General features: G+C 72.7%; 20 protein-coding genes. 2 read left to right on the forward strand and 18 right to left on the reverse strand.

All coding sequences use genetic code 11. The features are described 5' to 3' along the window. Positions 1-22: 22 nt before the first annotated feature. The 12 genes from ACQEV1_RS32385 to ACQEV1_RS32440 all read right to left on the reverse strand — a co-directional run bounded on the left by ACQEV1_RS32385 (position 23) and on the right by ACQEV1_RS32440 (position 10,521). Complete coding sequence (locus ACQEV1_RS32385) at positions 23-472, reverse strand: RrF2 family transcriptional regulator (protein ID WP_433398534.1); 450 nt, start codon at positions 470-472, stop codon at positions 23-25. A 192-nt stretch (positions 473-664) separates the two neighbouring features. Continuing rightward, entirely contained in the window at positions 665-997 is a 333-nt protein-coding gene (locus ACQEV1_RS32390; protein ID WP_433398537.1) for a hypothetical protein, read from the reverse strand. 231 nt (positions 998-1,228) lie between these two features. After that, positions 1,229-1,984, reverse strand: coding sequence for an amino acid ABC transporter ATP-binding protein (locus ACQEV1_RS32395; RefSeq protein WP_433398540.1), 756 nt, complete (start codon positions 1,982-1,984; stop codon positions 1,229-1,231). Next, positions 1,981-2,859 (reverse strand): amino acid ABC transporter permease, encoded by an 879-nt coding sequence (locus tag ACQEV1_RS32400; protein ID WP_433406023.1) that lies wholly within the window; start codon positions 2,857-2,859, stop codon positions 1,981-1,983. Before ACQEV1_RS32400 ends, ACQEV1_RS32395 begins: the two co-directional genes overlap by 4 nt. A gap of 31 nt (positions 2,860-2,890) precedes the next feature. After that, positions 2,891-3,769, reverse strand: coding sequence for an ABC transporter substrate-binding protein (locus ACQEV1_RS32405; RefSeq protein WP_285623183.1), 879 nt, complete (start codon positions 3,767-3,769; stop codon positions 2,891-2,893). 118 nt (positions 3,770-3,887) lie between these two features. Then, on the reverse strand, positions 3,888-5,024 hold the full coding sequence (locus tag ACQEV1_RS32410) for a M20 family metallopeptidase (protein ID WP_433398544.1): 1,137 nt from the start codon (positions 5,022-5,024) through the stop codon (positions 3,888-3,890). Continuing rightward, a complete protein-coding gene (locus ACQEV1_RS32415) occupies positions 5,021-6,052 on the reverse strand; it encodes a ketopantoate reductase family protein (RefSeq protein ID WP_433398547.1) in 1,032 nt (343 codons plus the stop codon). The genes ACQEV1_RS32410 and ACQEV1_RS32415 overlap by 4 nt, the downstream gene beginning before the upstream one ends. Then, entirely contained in the window at positions 6,049-6,858 is an 810-nt protein-coding gene (locus ACQEV1_RS32420; RefSeq protein ID WP_433398550.1) for an SDR family NAD(P)-dependent oxidoreductase, read from the reverse strand. Before ACQEV1_RS32420 ends, ACQEV1_RS32415 begins: the two co-directional genes overlap by 4 nt. Continuing rightward, on the reverse strand, positions 6,855-8,174 hold the full coding sequence (locus tag ACQEV1_RS32425) for an MFS transporter (RefSeq protein WP_433398553.1): 1,320 nt from the start codon (positions 8,172-8,174) through the stop codon (positions 6,855-6,857). The genes ACQEV1_RS32420 and ACQEV1_RS32425 overlap by 4 nt, the downstream gene beginning before the upstream one ends. A 55-nt stretch (positions 8,175-8,229) precedes the next feature. Further along, complete coding sequence (locus tag ACQEV1_RS32430; RefSeq protein ID WP_433398556.1) at positions 8,230-9,150, reverse strand: polysaccharide deacetylase family protein; 921 nt, start codon at positions 9,148-9,150, stop codon at positions 8,230-8,232. Beyond that, positions 9,147-10,163 carry an Lrp/AsnC family transcriptional regulator gene (locus ACQEV1_RS32435; protein WP_285623195.1) on the reverse strand — a complete coding sequence of 339 codons (1,017 nt, stop codon included), beginning with the start codon at positions 10,161-10,163 and terminating at the stop codon, positions 9,147-9,149. Before ACQEV1_RS32435 ends, ACQEV1_RS32430 begins: the two co-directional genes overlap by 4 nt. A 112-nt stretch (positions 10,164-10,275) precedes the next feature. After that, positions 10,276-10,521, reverse strand: coding sequence for a hypothetical protein (locus ACQEV1_RS32440; protein WP_433398559.1), 246 nt, complete (start codon positions 10,519-10,521; stop codon positions 10,276-10,278). A gap of 165 nt (positions 10,522-10,686) precedes the next feature. On the opposite strand from ACQEV1_RS32440, the gene ACQEV1_RS32445 reads away from it, so the two are divergent. Then, positions 10,687-10,845, forward strand: a complete 159-nt coding sequence (locus tag ACQEV1_RS32445) for a hypothetical protein (RefSeq protein ID WP_433398562.1) — start codon at positions 10,687-10,689, stop codon at positions 10,843-10,845. A 22-nt stretch (positions 10,846-10,867) separates the two neighbouring features. Here the strand turns inward: ACQEV1_RS32445 and ACQEV1_RS32450 are convergent, their stop codons facing one another. The 3 genes from ACQEV1_RS32450 to ACQEV1_RS32460 form a co-directional block, all read right to left on the reverse strand. Then, entirely contained in the window at positions 10,868-11,860 is a 993-nt protein-coding gene (locus tag ACQEV1_RS32450; protein ID WP_433398565.1) for an anti-sigma factor RsbA family regulatory protein, read from the reverse strand. Next, positions 11,857-12,216, reverse strand: coding sequence for an STAS domain-containing protein (locus ACQEV1_RS32455; protein WP_433398568.1), 360 nt, complete (start codon positions 12,214-12,216; stop codon positions 11,857-11,859). Before ACQEV1_RS32455 ends, ACQEV1_RS32450 begins: the two co-directional genes overlap by 4 nt. 200 nt (positions 12,217-12,416) lie before the next feature. After that, the gene (locus ACQEV1_RS32460) at positions 12,417-13,385 is read right to left on the reverse strand and encodes a hypothetical protein (protein WP_433398571.1); all 969 of its coding nucleotides are present in this window, start codon (positions 13,383-13,385) and stop codon (positions 12,417-12,419) included. A gap of 261 nt (positions 13,386-13,646) precedes the next feature. Here ACQEV1_RS32460 and ACQEV1_RS32465 point away from each other — a divergent pair, with 261 nt between their 5' ends. After that, positions 13,647-14,390, forward strand: a complete 744-nt coding sequence (locus tag ACQEV1_RS32465; RefSeq protein WP_432705578.1) for a helix-turn-helix domain-containing protein — start codon at positions 13,647-13,649, stop codon at positions 14,388-14,390. A gap of 260 nt (positions 14,391-14,650) precedes the next feature. Here the strand turns inward: ACQEV1_RS32465 and ACQEV1_RS32470 are convergent, their stop codons facing one another. Genes ACQEV1_RS32470 through ACQEV1_RS32480 form a run of 3 tightly spaced genes read right to left on the reverse strand, consistent with a single transcriptional unit; the run spans position 14,651 to position 16,174 of the window. After that, entirely contained in the window at positions 14,651-14,983 is a 333-nt protein-coding gene (locus ACQEV1_RS32470) for a YnfA family protein (RefSeq protein WP_285572351.1), read from the reverse strand. 45 nt (positions 14,984-15,028) lie between these two features. Further along, complete coding sequence (locus ACQEV1_RS32475) at positions 15,029-15,760, reverse strand: MerR family transcriptional regulator (RefSeq protein ID WP_285623560.1); 732 nt, start codon at positions 15,758-15,760, stop codon at positions 15,029-15,031. Positions 15,761-15,817: 57 nt separating this feature from the next. Beyond that, positions 15,818-16,174: an arsenate reductase family protein gene (locus ACQEV1_RS32480; protein WP_285572352.1), complete on the reverse strand. Its 357-nt coding sequence runs from the start codon at positions 16,172-16,174 to the stop codon at positions 15,818-15,820. Positions 16,175-16,237: the final 63 nt, after the last annotated feature.

Below are 16,237 nucleotides of genomic sequence, written 5' to 3' on the forward strand. Positions count from 1 at the left end.
CCCTCTCGGGTCTGTTCCGCCGTCACGCGCTGAGGGCCGCGTCGCGCAGCAACGACACGGCGGGCTCGGGCGGGTCGTCCGCCAGCAGGTCGGCCAAGGTCACGCCGTCCAGGATGTCCTCGAACCGCTTCTGCAGGCCCGCCCACAGCTCCGACAGCCGGGCGGCCGGGCCCGGATAACGCTGGTCGCCGAGGCTCTCCCCGTGAACGGTCATCAGCCGGCCGTCGACCGCGGCGACGACGGCCGCCAGCGAGATGGAGGCCGCGTCGCGGCTCAGCCAGTAGCCGCCCTCACAGCCCCGCTGGCTGCGCACGAGCTCGGCGCGCCGCAGGTCGCGGAAGACCGCCTTGAGGAACCGGTGCGGGATCTGCTGGGCCTCGGCGATGCCTTCACAGGTGAGCGGCCGGCCGGTGTCGGCGGCGAGCTCCAGGAGCGCCCGGATCGCGTAGTCCGCTCGTGCCGAGATTCGCATGGCGACCCTTTCCTTGTGAGCACTCCCCCGAGACGCCCTCCCGCCGGGCCTGCCACCTCACGCTATCAAAATAGCCCCTTTCAGGTATCTATTGCGACCTTCGGCGGTCCGGCCTCCGCATCCGCTGGTCGACGCGATAGTCGCGCGCGCCGTGTTCGGTGATGGCGACGATGCCGTCCTCGCCCGCGGTGGTCACAACGACCGTGCGACCGGCCGGTACGCGCTCCGTGCGACGTGCCGCGCGGCGCGGGGCTCGGCGCGCCGAGGCGCGCTCCGGTGGTCGCGCGCGGGAGCGGTCGCGGCGGGCGGTTCGACGCGGACGACCCGGCCGTCGCCGCCACCGGTCACGAGGACGTCCCTGCCGTCGAGCCGGGCGGTCGCGTACCGCGCCACCGCAGGGCTTCTGTTCCCCGTGTCACCGCTGAGATCGGTACGGGCGAGCTCGATGACGCGGTCGAACTCCGGCAGCCGCCACAGCCACAGGGGGGGTGGTTCTGCCCACCGGTCCCGGTGACGGCGTACCACTCTCCGGACAGGGCGACGACTCCGGCGAAGACGGCGGAAGCGGCGGCGAACCTCTCGCCGGCCGTCCCGTCCACGGCATGGCCGGACATCCCGGTCGGCCCGAGCCCGATCAGCAGCGGTTCCGGTCCGCCGGACATGCCCCAGCGCGTGCGCTCGGGTGCGTCCCAGGCACGCAGGGGCGTGCCGTCGTTCAGATCGGTCACGCGGACCGTCCGAGCGGCGTCTTCGGTCCTAGATCCGGCGGGCCTCCAGCACGCGCTGGAGGAACTCGCGGGTCCGCGGCTCCCGCGGCTCGGTGAAGATCTGTTCGGCCGGGCCCGTCTCGAGGAGCACGCCGTCGTCGAGGAAGCAGACGGTGTCGGCGATGTCGCGGGCGAATCCCATCTCATGGGTGGCCAGCACCATCGTCATGTCGGACTCCTTGAGCTCGCGGATGATGCTCAGCACCTCGGTCACCAGTTCGGGATCGAGTGCGGAGGTGACCTCGTCCAGCAGCATCAGGCTCGGCCGGGTGGCCAGGGCACGGACGATGGCGACGCGCTGCTGCTGGCCGCCGGAGAGCCGATCCGGGTACTCCTGTGCCTTGTCCGCCAGGTCGAACCGCTCCAGCAGCTCCTTCGCCTGGGCGACCGCCGTGGCCCGTGGTGTCCGGTGCACACGGATGGGCGCCAGCGTGATGTTGTCCAGCACCGACATGTGCGGGAACAGGTTGTACGACTGGAAGACCATGCCGATGCGCCGGCGTGCCCGGTCCGCGTCCGCGCCCACCTCGGTGAGCTCGGCGCCGTCCAGGTAGATCGCGCCGTCGTCGACGGTCTCCAGGAGGTTGACGCAGCGCAGCAGGGTGGACTTGCCCGAACCGGACGCGCCGATGAGGCAGACCACCTCATGGGGTGCGACGTCCAGATCGATGCCGCGCAGCACGGGCTGAGAGTGGTACGTCTTCCAGACGTTCTCCATGCGGAGCAGCGCGGGTGTCTCGATCATGTGCCGCCTCCCGGTGCGCGTCGCCGCTCGGCGCGGGCCGCGAGGTGGTCGGTGAACCGGGCGAGCGGCACGGTCAACGCGATGAACAGCACCGCCGCGGCCAGGTACGGCGTGTAGTTGAACATGTCGGCCGAGTGGATCTGGGCCTGCCGGAGCGCTTCGAGCGGACCCAGCACGGCGACGAGGGCGGTGTCCTTCTGCAGCGAGGCGAAGTCGTTGAGGAGCGGCGGCACGACCCGCCGCACCGCCTGGGGAAGGACTACGAACCGCAGGCTCTGCGCGTGGCTCAGCCCGAGTGAGCGCGCCGCCGCCCGCTGGCTGGGATGGACCGAGTCGATGCCGGCCCGGAACACCTCCGCCACGTACGCGCCGTAGGACAGGACGAGCGCCGCACCGCCCAGCACGGCCGGATCGCTCGGAGCGCCCCGCAGGTTGAGCGCGGGAACGCCGAAGCCGACGAGGTAGACCAGCAGGATCGTCGGGATGCCGCGGAAGACGTCGGTGTAGCCGACGGCGAGGGCCCGGATCGGGAAGAACACCGGGCCGGTCAGGCTGCGGGCGAGCGCGACCAGCAGGCCGAGGCCCAGAATCAGCGGTTCGGCGATCAGGAAGATCTCGGCGTTGAGCCAGAATCCGCGGAGCACGTCGGGGAACGCGTCGCTGAACCGGCCGGCGGAGAAGAACGTCTCCCGCACCCGCGGCCAGCCGGGCGAGGAGACGACCACCCCGATCACGACGGCCAGGAAGAGGACCGTCGAGGCGGTCGCCACGGAGGCGGACCGGCGGCCGGTCCGCCTCAGCCGCCGCTCGCGTTCGAGCTGGCGTGCGCTCTTCACCCAGGCGGGCGGGTTCGCACCGGACTTCGCACCGGACATGGTCACGTGAGGGCGGTCTTCTCGGGCCGGGTCACTTCAGCACCGCGGCGCCCGCGGACGAGGTCAGCCACCGGTCCTGGATCCGCGCCAGCTCACCGGAGGACTTCAGCTGCCCGAGGGCGACGTTGAGGCAGCCGACCAGCGGGTTGCCCCGTTGCAGCAGCAGGCCGAACTGCTCGTTCCCGTCGGCGCTCCGCGGGAGCTGACCGACGATCTTGGAGTTCTTCACCTGGGCGGCGGTGACGTAGAAGGCCGTCGGCAGGTCCAGTACGAGCACGTCGACCTGCTTGTTCTTCAGGGCGTTGATGGCGTCGATCTCGTTGTTGAAGACGCGCGGCTGGGTGGCCGGCTGGATCTGCCGCCGGACCGCCTGCAACGCGGTCGTCCCGACCTGGACCGCGATGCGCGCGTTCTTGAGCTCGTTGACGCTCGTGGCGCCCGCGTACGTGCCGCCGTCGGCGGCCACCACGGCCTGTGCGACGTCGTAGTAGCCGTCGCTGAAGGTGACGGCCTTCCGCCGCTCGGGGGTGACCGAGATCTGGTTGATGTCGAAGTCGAACTTCTTCGGGCCCGGCGCGTAGGAGGAGTCGAACGACTCGGTCGTCCAGGTCACCTCGTTCTTGGCGAAGCCCAGCTTGTTCGCCACGGCATAGGTGACCGCGCTCTCGAAGCCCTGTCCGTTGGCCGGGTCGTCGTTCTTGAACCACGGCGCGAACGCCGGCTTGTCGGTGGCGACCGTCAGCGTGCCGGGCTTGATCAGCTTGAGCTTGTCCTTGACGCAGGCCGCGGTGCCGGTCGCCGTGGCGCTCGTCTTGGTGTCGCCCGTGCTGTCCGCCGGGGCGCAGGCCGGAGCGACGACGGTGAGCGCGGTGAGCCCCGCGACGACCAACGGCAGCGAGGATCGGGGCAAGGACGCCTCCTGGAACACCCGGATTTTGTAGATCGGTTAAGCGTGGATCCATCCCACCGGGAGATTACTCGTCTTCGGCTCCGCCGTCGTCCCTCCGCGCCCGCGCGGGCGCCGGGCGTCAGCCGAACGACTCGATGACGGCGGCCGCCAGGGCGGCGCGCTCGATCATCCCGGACACCGTGGCGTGCTCGGTACGGGCGTGGGCGCCGGCCCCCACCGCGCCGAAGCCGTCGAGGACCGGGACGCCGAGGGCGGCCGCGAAGTTGCCGTCGCTGGCGCCGCCGACCGCCGTCTCCCGCAGGTCGAGCCCCAGGTCCTTGGCGAGGTCGCGGGCCCGCTCGTACAGGTCCGCGACGGCCGGGGTGCGGGCCATGACCGGGCGGTTCCAGCCCCCGTCGACCCGTACGCCCACCCGCGGGTCCGCCGGCCGCCATTCGGCCAGCGCCCGCTCCACCCGCCGCGCCTCGGCCTCGTCGGCGACGCGCACATCGATGCCGGCGTGCGCCGATCCGGCGGTGACGTTGCGGCGGGTGCCGCCGCCGGCCACGCCGACGTTCACGGTCGTACCCGCCGCCAGGTCGGTCAGGGCGGTCGCCGCGAGCACGAACTCCGCCAGCGCGGTGATCGCGCTGGCGCCCGCGGTGGGGTCGAGACCCGCGTGCGCCTCGACGCCGGTCAGCGTCACGTCGAACAGGCCGACGCCCTTGCGTGCCGTCTTCACCGCGCCGTCCGCGCTGGCCTCGAACACCAGCACGGCGGCGGCGTCGCGGCAGGCCTCCTCGATGACCGGGCGGGACGACGGGCTGCCGATCTCCTCGTCGCCGTTCAGCACCAGGCGTACGGGCGGGCGGCGCCGGCCGGTCGTACGGAGACCGCGCAGGGCCCAGACCGCCTGCACGAGGCCGGCCTTCATGTCGAACACCCCCGGACCGCGGATCACGTCGCCGTCGACGGAGAACGGCAGCTCGGCGAGCGTGCCGACCGGCCACACGGTGTCGTAGTGCGCCAGGATGACCACGGTGCCGGAGCCGCTTCCCGGATAGTCGACCACGACGGTGTCGCCATGCGGCGCGCCGGTGTACGCGCGCACGGACGCCGGCGCGCCCAGGCGGCGGCCGAGCCACGAGACGACCCACTCACGGCCGGCCGCGAGCCGGTCCCGGTCGTCGCTGGGGGTCTCCAGCCGGACGTACTCGCCCAGGTCGTCGAGCATCTCCCCGACGCCGGCGCGCATCCACTCCAGCAGGTCGCTCATCGCACCGGTCCGTTCGCCGCGGCGGCGTCGAGCCGCTCGACACGCGACTCGGCCATCGAGGACGCGTCGGCCTCGACCTCGGCGAGCTGGTCTAGCAGCAGGCGCAGGACGGGGACCTCGATGCCGTGCCGTTCGGCGGTGGCGACCACGGGCCCGTACTGCGTCGGCACCTCCGTCGGGCGGCGGCGCACCACGATGTCGCGCCAGATGCCGCTGCGGGTCTTGGTCTGGGTCCGCAGCCACGCGACCAGCCGGTCGGTCGCGGAGGCGGACTTGCCGGGGTCGGCGCCGTCGACGTACGCCGAGGGCTCGAACGCGTCGAACGGTTCCAGGGTGACGCCCTCCGCGGCGGCCACGGCGAACACCTCACGGGCGAGCGCGTGCGCGGCCGGGCGGTGCCGGTCGAGAAGGTCGCCCATCGCGTCGTCGGCCAGCGCGGTGGCGGTCAGCATCGCCCCGAAGCCCAGCTTGGCCCAGAGGTACCCGGGGACGTTGCCGGTGACCTCGACGGGTCCCCACGCGCCCAGGTCGGCGGCCAGCTCGCGCACCCGCGCGGAGACCGTGCCGTCCATCTCCCCGATCGCGATGGCGCCCGCGCCGCCGTCGCCGATCACGCCCGGGGCCAGGACGTCGGCGAACAGGTCGACGAACGCGCCCACCGTACGCTCGGCGCCCACGTGGGAGGCGATGAGCTCCTCGTTCAGCCCGTTCTGCAGGCTGACGACGTACCCGTCCGCGGCGAGGCGCCCGGCGATCCAGCCGGCGGCGGTCCCGGTGGCCTGCGCCTTCACCGCGAGCAGCACCCGGCCGAGCGGCGCGTGCACCTCGTCGGGCGTGCGCGCCGCGGCGACCGGCTGCGGCGTCCGCACGCCGCCGCGTTCGAGGATGAGGCCGTCGCGGGCGATCGCCGCGACGTGCGCGGCGTCGGCGTCCACGACGGTCACCGGGTGTCCGGCACGGGCGAGATGCCAGGCGAGGGTGCCGCCGATCGCGCCCGCGCCGACGACGGTGTACTCACGAGAGCTCACAGGTGTCCTCCTTCAGGGTCGAGGCCGGGGGTCTGCACGTCGGTGAGCCCCGGCCAGTGGGTGGGGAGGGTGGTCGTCCCGGCGGAGGCGCCGCCGTCGACCCGCAGGATCGTGCCGGTAACCCACTCGGCGGCCGGGGAGACGAGCCAGCGGACCGCCGCGGCGATGTCGCCCGGCCGCCCGCGCCGCCCCAGCGGGTTGACCGACACGGCGGCGGCGTACTCCTCGGTCACCGGGTTCGCCGCGCTGTCGACCGTGACGAAACCGGGGCTGACCGCGTTGACGCGGATGCCGGCTCCGCCGAGCTCCACGGCCGCGGCCTTCGTGAGCATCTCCAGCGCCGCCTTCGACGTGCTGTAGTGCGCGGCGCCGGGCCGGGCGCGCAGGGCCGCCCCCGAGCTGATGTTGACGACGCTGCCGGGCCGGCCAGCCGCGACGGCCAGTGCGGCGTACGCGCGGACGGCCAGCATCGGCGCCCGCACGTTGACCGCCTGGACGCGGTCCCACAGGGCCGCGTCGAGGTCCAGGAAGGCGCGGGCCGGGTAGATGCCGGCGGCGTTGACGAGCGCGTCGAGGGGCCCGCCGGACTCCCACGCCCGACGTACGACGCGCTCGGGCGCGTCGGGTTCGGCCAGGTCGGCGACGATCGGCGCCGCCGCGAGGCCCTCCAGCGAGGCGCGGAGCGGAGCCTCGCGCAGGTCCACCCCGGTCACCGTCCAGCCGTCCGCGGCGAACCCCGCCGCGACGGCGGCGCCGATGCCGCTCGCCGCCCCGGTCACCAGTACATGGCGGCTCTCGGTCGTCACTCGATCTCCTTTCCCTTGGTCTCGGGCATCGTGGTGTAGACGACGACGCCGATGGCGGCCGCGATCGCCGTGTAGACCCAGACCTTCTCGCGGTGCCCGTGGGTGGCCATCCAGGTCGTGACGTACGGCGCGGTGCCGCCGAACAGCGCGACGGCGAGGGCGTACGGCAGGCCGATGCCCGTCGTCCGCACCTCGGCGGGGAACTGCTCGGCCATCACGACCGCGCAGTTGGCGGAGTAGCCGACCAGGAAGAACATCCCGGCCAGCTCGACCAGCAGCAGCGACCAGAAACCGTTCCCGACGAGCTGGAACAGCGGCCACGACAGCACGAGGAACCCGGCCGCGAACGCGGTCATCGTCGGCTTGCGGCCGAACCGGTCCGACAGCATCCCGCCGAACGGCAGCATCACCAGGAAGGCGACGATCGCCAGGGTGTTGGCGAGAAAGGCGCGACTGAGCGGCACGCCCTCGGCGGCGTGCGCGTACCCGGGCATGTAACTGACCCAGACGTAGTAGAGCAGGGTTCCGGCGATCGTGATCCCGATGACGCGCAGCGCGGCGCGCGGGTGGCGCGCCACCATGTCCCGGAGCGGAGTCGGCCGGGCGTCGCCATCGCGCTTCCCGGCCAGTTCGGTGAAGGCGTCGGTCTCCTCGACGGCGGTGCGCAGCCACAGGCCGACGAGCCCGAGCAGCCCGCCGACGCCGAACGCCGCGCGCCAGCCCCACGCCGACAGCGCCCCGTCGCTCAGCGTGCTGGTGAGCAGGGTGCCCATCAGGGAGGCGATGAGCGTGCCGGCGCCGACCGAGACCTGCTGCCAGGACCCGATGAACGCCCGGCGGCCCGGTGACGCCGACTCGATGAGGAACGCCGAGGACGTGCCGAACTCCCCTCCGGCGGAGAAGCCCTGCACCAGGCGGGCGATGAGGAGCACCGCCGGGGCGACGACGCCGACCGCGCCGTACGGCGGGCACACCGCGACCACCAGCGCCGCGGCGGCCATCATCGAGATGGTCAGCGTCATGCCCGCCTTGCGGCCGCGCCGGTCGGCGTAGGCGCCCAGGACCGCGGCGCCGACCGGCCGCATCACGAATCCGACGGCGAACACCGCGAGGGTCGCGAGGAGGTCGGCGGTCTTGTCGCCCTTGGGAAAGAACTGGGTGGAGAAGATCGGTGCGAACGCCGAGTAGACCGCCCAGTCGACCCACTCGACGGTGTTGCCGACCGCCCCGGCGACGACCGCGCGGCGCTGCTTGTCGGTCATCCGGACGCTCCGCCCGCCCGTACGGACGGCTTCGCGCGAGTGCGTGACGCTCATGAGTCCTCCTTCGTCGGAGGAGTGACCCGGCGCGCGTGTTCTTTGGTTCGCTCGCTCATGAGGCCTCCCCGGGCGGCGCGGTCTGCCGCGGAAGGGCCGTGCGGACGTGCTCGGCGACCTGGGCGTGCGTGGCGAACCAGACGTCGTCGAAGCCGGCGATGTGGTCGAGCAGACCGGTCAGCACGACCATGCGCGAGCGGTGCCCGATGATGTGCGGATGCATGGTGAGCTGGAACAGGCCGCCCTCCGCGCGCGCGGCGTCGAACTCGTCGCACCACAGCCGGAGCACCTCGCGCGGCGGCGTGTACGGGCGCAGTGAGCCGTAGCGCTCCATCATGAAGTACGGCGCGTCGTCGCGGATCCACTCGACGGGGAGCTCGACGATGCCGGTGGGCTCGCCGTCGGCGAGGAGTTCGTAGCAGTCGTCGTCGGCCATCAGGGACGAGTCGTAGACGAGCCCCAGCTCCCGGATGATGTCCAGGGTGGCGTCGGAGAAGTCCCACGAGGGGGTGCGCAGGCCGACCGGGCGTACGCCGGTGATCTCCTCCAGGGTGTCCAGGGCGCGGACCGCGAGCAGCCGCTCGTCGGCCGGGTCGAGCAGCATGTTGCGCTCGTGGATCCAGCCGTGCGCGGCGATCTCGTGGCCGGCCGCGACATAGCCGCGCGCCTCCTCCGGATGCAGCAGCGCCGACACCGCCGGCATGAAGAACGTCGCGGGCACGCCGTGCCGTTCCAGCGCGGCGAGGATGCGCGGCGCTGCGACCCGTGAGCCGTACTCGCCCTGGGCGAGCTTGCCGGGCCGGGTCTCCCCCTCGCGCAGGGGGATGGTCTCGTGGTCGGAGTCGAACGAAAGCGCCACGGCGACCTTCGCCCCGCCGGGCCACGGTGGCGTCAGCCGGCGGCCGGCCCGGACCCGGTCCACGTGCCTTCGCCAGGTCGTCTCATCCCACTGCCAGGGTTCGCTCGTCGCGTTCACCGGCCACTCCTTTCCTTACGGGGCTCCGGCGCGGTGGGGACCCAGGCGCGCTTGAGCGTGTCGAGCTGAAGAGTCGTGTCGGCGCGGCGTACGCCCGGTAGCGCGCCGACCACGTCGGTCGTGAAGCGGTACAGGTCGGCGAAGTGCCGCAGGGACACCTGCCCGCACAGGTTGAACCGGCCGGCCGTGGCCGACAGGTACTTGACGCCGGGCCGGGAGGCGAGCCGCCGCCCGGCGGAGTCCAGGTGCGCCGGCTCGACGTCGAGCCACAGCATGAACTCGACCGCGAAGCCGAGGAGCGCCGGCTCGACGAGCGTGCGGAAGCGCAGGCAGCCGCGTTCGACCATCGAGTCGATGCGGCGCGCCACCGTGGACTCGCTGACGCCCACCCGGCCGGCGAGTTCCTTCACCGGCATCCGGCCGTCCTCGCCGAGTTCGGCGGCGATGGCCAGTTCCAGGTCGTCGAGCCGGTCCGGGGGCCGCTCCCACACCTGGTCCTCGAACGGGCGCACCGGCTCCGGGCGCAGCAGCGCGGCGGCGTCGGGTTTCAGCAGCCCGGGATCCCAGTCGTGCGCGGAGGTGAAGGTCCGCATCACGGTGAACGTCTCGGTCTCGGTGAGCTGGTCGTGCGCCGGCACGTCGCGGGTGAGCAGCTGCGGCAGGTGACGGTGGGTGGGCACGACGAACTCGGCGACGGCGTCGGCGGCGCCGGTGACGACCGCCACGAAGCGCGCCTCCGGCCGAGCGGCCAGGGATGCGGCGACGTCCTCGGCGGTCCCCGGGCGGCAGGAGACCCGCGTCAGGACAGGGACGCCGAGCCCGCAGCGCAGCACGTCGACGACGCCGATCACGCGGGCCGCGCCGCGTTCGCGCAGCGCGGCGAAGCGCCGCTGCGCCGTGGACTCGCTGACGCCGACGGCACGGGCGACGAGATGCCAGGGGGCGCGGCCGTCGAGCTGGAGCGCCGCCATCACCTGGCGGTCCACCTCGCCGAGCCGGGTGTCATCGACCATGGAGCCATAGTGGACGACCGAAACCGGCTATTCAAGGCCAGCCATGATGGAATCTCGCATACTGAGCCGGATTCTGCGTTTTTCCCGCATTGAGCTCGGCTCTGTGCGGGGATTAAGGGCGCGACGGGCCTAGTGGATCGGCGGCCCACAGGAAGACCGCGGCCCGGTCGTCGAAGGAGAGGTCCCGCCGGCCGTGCGCCGTGGCCTTCGCCGCCGCCACCGCCATCGTGGCGTCGGCCTGGGTGCCGTCGCGCGGCACGATGTGCCGGCCGGCCCCGCTGATGCTCGACGAACCCTCGATGGGCCTGTCCCCGTGGGTGGCCGGACACCTGACCGGGACGCACGTGGTGGTGAGCAAGGACCAGTGGCCGAACGCACGTCGGCGAGAGCGCCGGCAGCGGCGGCTGGTCGACGAACTGCTGGCCGCCGGGCGCGACGTCGTGGTCGACAACACCAATCCGTCACCCGGCGAGCGGGCGCCGCTCTCGCCGTCGCCAGGGCGCACGGCGCGGTCGTCCGGGCCGTGTACGTCGACGTGCCGCTCCCGGTCTGCCTGGACCGCAACGCCGCCCGAACCGGACGCGCCCGGGTGCCGCTCGTCGGCGTGCTCGCCACCGCCAAGCGGCTGGTCGCCCCCACGGTGGAAGAGGGCTTCGACCGCGTCGAGGTGGCCGGCGGCTGACCGGCTCAGCGTCCCGGCACGGTCACAGCCGGAAGTAGGCGCGTATGGTCGTCGCGCCGGGGACGCTGTGCGTCCGGACCAGGTCGGCGAGCTGGTTGACCAGCAGCAGCCCGCGGCCGCCCGGAGTGGCCGGGTCGACCGGGCGGCGTCCGGCCAGCGGATCGGTGATCTGCCCGCCGTCGCTGATCTCGCAGACCAGCCGCCCGCCGGCGATCCAGACCCGGAGTGTGCCCGAACCGCCGCCGTGCGCCAGGCTGTTGGCGGCGAGTTCGTTGACGGCCAGTTCGACGTCCAGGACCCGGTCCGGATCCAGCCCGCCCGCGGCGGCCTCGCGCACCGCCAGGGCCCGGACGGGAGCCAGAGTCGTGTGGTCGAACCGCACCGTCGCCACCCCCTCCGCGCCGCGTTCGCGGCCGGAGTCGCCGAAGGGATCGGGCAGGGGCACGTTGCCGGCCGCGATGGCCCACCGCGGGGCGAACCCGCGGCTGACACGCTCAGCCGCACGGTCGACCAGGACCGGATGGGTCGTGGCGGCGTCGGCCAGCACGCGGGGGTCCAGTGCCGCGGCGTCGTACGGGCACAGGATCGACACCGGCCGGCCGGCGAACGCCAGATTGATCAGCGCCTCGTGCTGGAGGCAGGCGGGGTACTCCTCGCCGGTGCGGCCCGCCCAGATCGGCTCACCGATGATGCGTATTCGGCCGTGCGGGTGCCGGTCGGCGAACGCCCGCAACACCCCCGGGATGATCCGTCCGGGGTTGCGGCCGACCTGAGCCATGTCCAGCAGCTCGACCCGCTTCAGGTCACCGCCCAGCTCGCGGCCGAGCGCCTCCCGCAGGAGCTCCAGGTTGGGCCGCGGCACGGCGACGGCGACCGGTTCGCCGGCGGCCAGGCCGCCGGTGACGAACGGCACCGTCGTGGCCAGATACTCCTCACGCCCCCGGTAGAACAGGGCCGGATGCCGGAAACTCTCGCCGGACCTCCCGGTGGCGGCGCCGGGCGCGTCGACGCTCATGGCTCCACCTCGATTCCGGGCACCCGCGGCCACAGGACATCGAGTATTCGCGGCAGGTGCGGGGGCGGGCTGTGCAGCACGACCCGGCCGTCCGGCCCGAGCCGTCCGGCGGACGCCGCGACCGCCGCCGCGCCTCCGGCGTCCACACGCGTCAGCTCCGACAGGTCCAGGTGAACCACCGGGCCGGCGAGGGCACCCGATCCCGCCGCCGCGACCGACGCGTCCAGCGCCGACTCCCACATGCTCCGGTTGACCGCGTTCACCTCCCCCGTCGCCTGGAAACCGGTCCGCCCGATCAGCGGCTCGACTCGCAGCCCGGCCGCTGGAGCCGCCGGGTCCGGCGTCGGCTGCGTCATCGCATGACCCCTGGGTAGCTATGACCGGAACAGACGCCGACAATCCTACGGACTCTTCCAAGGTGGGCACACGACAAGCGGATGACCGAAATGTCAGGATCCGGTCGACCGTCGGCCACGGGTAGAGCCCGATCATCGGCTCGACCCGCCGTACGCCCGGCATCGAGAGGGTCTCGGTGCGGCACGAGGAGGCGTGGGCTTCATTGGTATGCCTTGGCCATGGCGTGGAAGGAGGCCTTGGGGGCGAGGCCGCCGTCGGGCATCAGCTTGCACACCCCGTAGGAGGCCATGTCGAGGTCGAAGCGCGGGTCGGGGTCGTGCGGGTACTCATAGCCGGCGAAGGTGAACCAGAAGGCGGTGTCCACGCCTTCATCGTCGAAGACGGCGAGCATCTCGCGCAGGTAGTGGGCCTGTTCTTCCTCGTCGCGGACGTAATCGCCGTTGACGCGGGGCGGATCGGCGTCGTGATCGACGACACCTGTCCAGCCCATGCCGCCGCGCTCGGCTGCGCCCCGGTAGGTGCAGCAGCCGAACTCGGTCGCCGCGAGCGGCTTACCGTGCCGGAAGTATTCCCGCAGGCCCCGGCGGAAGGCGTCCCCGGGATCGCCGTAGGCGTCCGCGCTCACGATGTCGAAGAGCGTCCAATCGATCTGTTCCCATGTTCCGGAGGCGTAGGTGATCTTGCCCCGGAACCGTTCGCGCACCGTCGCCGCGGCGTCGGCGAGCAATGGGTCCAGCTTGGCGGGCACCTCGGCGACCTTGGCCAGTGACTCAGGGGCGCCGCCCACCAGGGTGTCGATCCTGGCGAGGCTGTCGTCTCCCGGGAAGAAACCGGGGATGAACAGGCTCAGCTCGCAGCCGGTGACGAAGACCTCCGCCCCCACCTCCTGGGCGTGGTCCGCGCAGTCGGCGAAGTACGGCAGCAGCTCCGTTGCGGGCAGCTCGCACGGGAACGGGGAGAACCAGACCTCCAGCCCGGCGTCGACGGCATGCCCGGCGGCGACCGCCAGCCGCTCGGGGTCGCCGCCGGTGATCCGCACGGCGTCGCAGTGCAGGTCGTCGGCGATGACACGGATCTCCCGACGCACCGCCTCGGCGTCGAAGACGGGCCGCGAACACCGCCCGCCAGGGGTGAATCCGGTGTCGTAGGTGATGCCCTTGGCACGCATGTCATCGCTCCTCACCGGGTGACCGGAAACGCGGTCACCTCTCGTGCTGCTGCCCGGCCGGCGGATCCGAACGTTAGGCAGGTCGTGAAACCCGAGTCAACGAAGCCTCCTCCTTATTCACGTTGTTCTCGCTGTTCACGGCCGCTGTCGGCGATTGCAATGACGTTGCCGGCTGATGCACGCCGGGAGCCGCCCGTTGCAACGGTTGGCGCCTGGCTCGCATACTGACCGCGAGCCGACCGGATCGGAGGGAACCGCCGGATGCCAGGACGCAGACTGACCAGAGCCGACCGGCGGCAGATCGCCGCCGGGTTGGAGCAGGGCCTGGACTACGCCGGCATCGCCCGCCGGCTGGGCCGCCCCACCTCGACGGTCAGCCGCGAAGTCGCGCGCAACGGCGGGCCGGGCCGCTACCGCGCGGACCTCGCCCACCTCGCCACCATCCACCGCGCCCGGCGCACCCCTCGCCCAGCGGCGGCCGCGCGGCGGGCCGGCGACCACACCGGCCCCGACGTGACGGCCGCGTTCGTGGCCGACCTCACCACGGCTCTCATCGAGACCGGCATGCCGCGCACCGCCGCCGGTGTGATGGCCTGTCTGTTCACCTCCGAGACCGGCAGCCGCACGGCCGCCGAGCTGGCGCGGCACCTGCAGGTCAGCGCGGCGACCATCTCGCACGCGGTCGGCCTGCTGCACGAGCACGGGCTGATCCTCCGCGGCCGCGACAGCCAGAGCCGGCGCCACCGGTACTTCCTCGACGAGAACGCGGGCGTCCGCTCCGCGGTCGTCGGCGTCCGCTCCAACCAGCGACTCGCCGCCACCGCGCTGCGCGGCGCCGACATCTTCGGGTCCGACACCGCTGTCGGAACCCGACTCGCCACCGCGGGCCGATTCCTCGAACAACTCGGCGACGACATCCTCCGCGCCGCCGAAAAACACGCACGCGCCACCACCGGCACCGGGCCCGAGCACACCCGGACAACCCACTCAACGACCACCCGATGAACGCCGCGAAGCGGTGCCAAGCCCGGCCGCGTCAGAACATCCGGTCGTGCCACGTAACCCCGAGCTCCGCGCGGCCCACGACCAAGAGACCGCGCCGTACTGCCGCCGGTGACGTCAGCGCCCGGTAGCGGCGACCTGCGCCCACCTGGGATTCCTCGTCGGGTTCAACGACGCCGAGCCGGCCGGGGAATGCCCCTGCGACGGGTCGTTTCTCCAGGGTGCGGTAAACCGTCCGCTCAAGACGCCCGACCGGCTGAGGCTCAGGTGCGCGGGGCGTACATGATGACGGCGACGCCGATCAGGCAGATCACGGCGCCGATGACGTCCCACCGGTCGGGGCGGTAGCCGTCCATGACCACGCCCCAGGTGAGGGAGCCCGCGACGAAGACACCGCCGTACGCGGCCAGGATGCGGCCGAAGTGCGGGTCGGGCTGAGCGGTGGCCACGAACCCGTAGACGCCGAGCGCGATCACCCCCAGGCCGATCCAGACCCAGCCACGGTGCTCGCGTACTCCCTGCCAGACCAGCCAGGCACCGCCGATCTCGAAGACGGCGGCCAGGAGGAACAGCGCGATGGAACGGAGGACGAGCATGGCCTTCTCACGGGTCGGCCGGTGAGGTCACGCGGCGGCGGTGGATCAGGAGTGGGAGAACAGTTCGGTCAGCAGGGCGGTGCCGTCGGCCGGGGCCCGGACCTCCAGGTGCACGACCGGGCCGTCGAGGTGGAGGCGGAAGTCGAAGAACGGACAGCAGCGCTGCTCGTCGGCCGCGAGCGCGGTCAGCGCGGCGGCGCGGTCGGCGGGCAGTGTCAGCCGGACGCCCTCGTCGATCTCCCGCCGTCCGGCGCCGTCGAGAAGCCCGCGCCAGCGCCGGGCGCGGTCGGCCATGGCGCCGCCGGTCAGCGAGCAGGCCACCGGCGCCTCCCGCCACCGCTGCCCGCCGGCGTACGGCGGGGGCTGGGACGGACCGTTCGCCGGGCCGGGGAAGCCGCAGTGCGGGTCACAGCGGCCGGACCGGTCGGGCAGCGCGTCCAGGTGGGCCAGCGCCCGCCGTAGCGAGGCGGCGAACGCGGTCAGCTCGCCGACGCGGGCGTCGGTCTCGGCCAGGCGATCGGCGACGCGCGGCCGGAGGCCGGCCTTGACGTCCGCGCACGACCCCGAGGACCACACTCGCAGCAGGCCGGCGATCTCCTCCAGCGGCAGCCCCAGGTGCTTGGCCGCGCGGATGAACGCCAGGCGTTCGATCGACTCCTGACCGTAGAGGCGATATCCGGACCGGCTGCGCCCGGCCGGCAACAGGCCAGCGGTCTCGTAGAACCGCAGGGTGGTGGCCGGGACGCCGGTGCGCTCGGCGAGCTGGGAGATCCGCATGCTGGTCACGACGTTGACCGTAGACCTTCGAGCCGGCTCGAAGGTCAAGGCCGGATCTCACGTGAACAGTGACCGTACGGCCTCGTCGGACCGGCCGATCACCGCCGTACCGTCATCCGCGGTGATGATCGGCCGCTGGATGAGGATCGGGTGTGCGGCCAGGGCCTCGATCCAGCGGTCCCGGGTCGCGGCGTCCCGCGGCCAGTCCGCGATCCCCAGCTCCGCGGCGACGCGCTCGCCGGTACGGGTGATGTCCCAGGGCTCCAGCCGGAGCCGGGCGAGGACGTCCTGAAGCTCCTTCGCCGTCGGCGGATCGTCCAGATACCGGCGCACGGTGTACCCGGCCCCCTGCGCGTCCAGCAGGGACAGCGCCGAACGGCACTTCGAGCACCTCGGATTGATCCAGATCTCCACCGGCGACAGCCCCTTTCCCTCACCTGGACGGCGTGACCCTGTGAGGACCCTAGAGGAAGCGGC

The sequence above is a fragment of the Actinoallomurus sp. CA-142502 genome (genome assembly GCF_050936355.1).
GTDB classification, from domain to species: domain Bacteria; phylum Actinomycetota; class Actinomycetes; order Streptosporangiales; family Streptosporangiaceae; genus Actinoallomurus; species Actinoallomurus iriomotensis.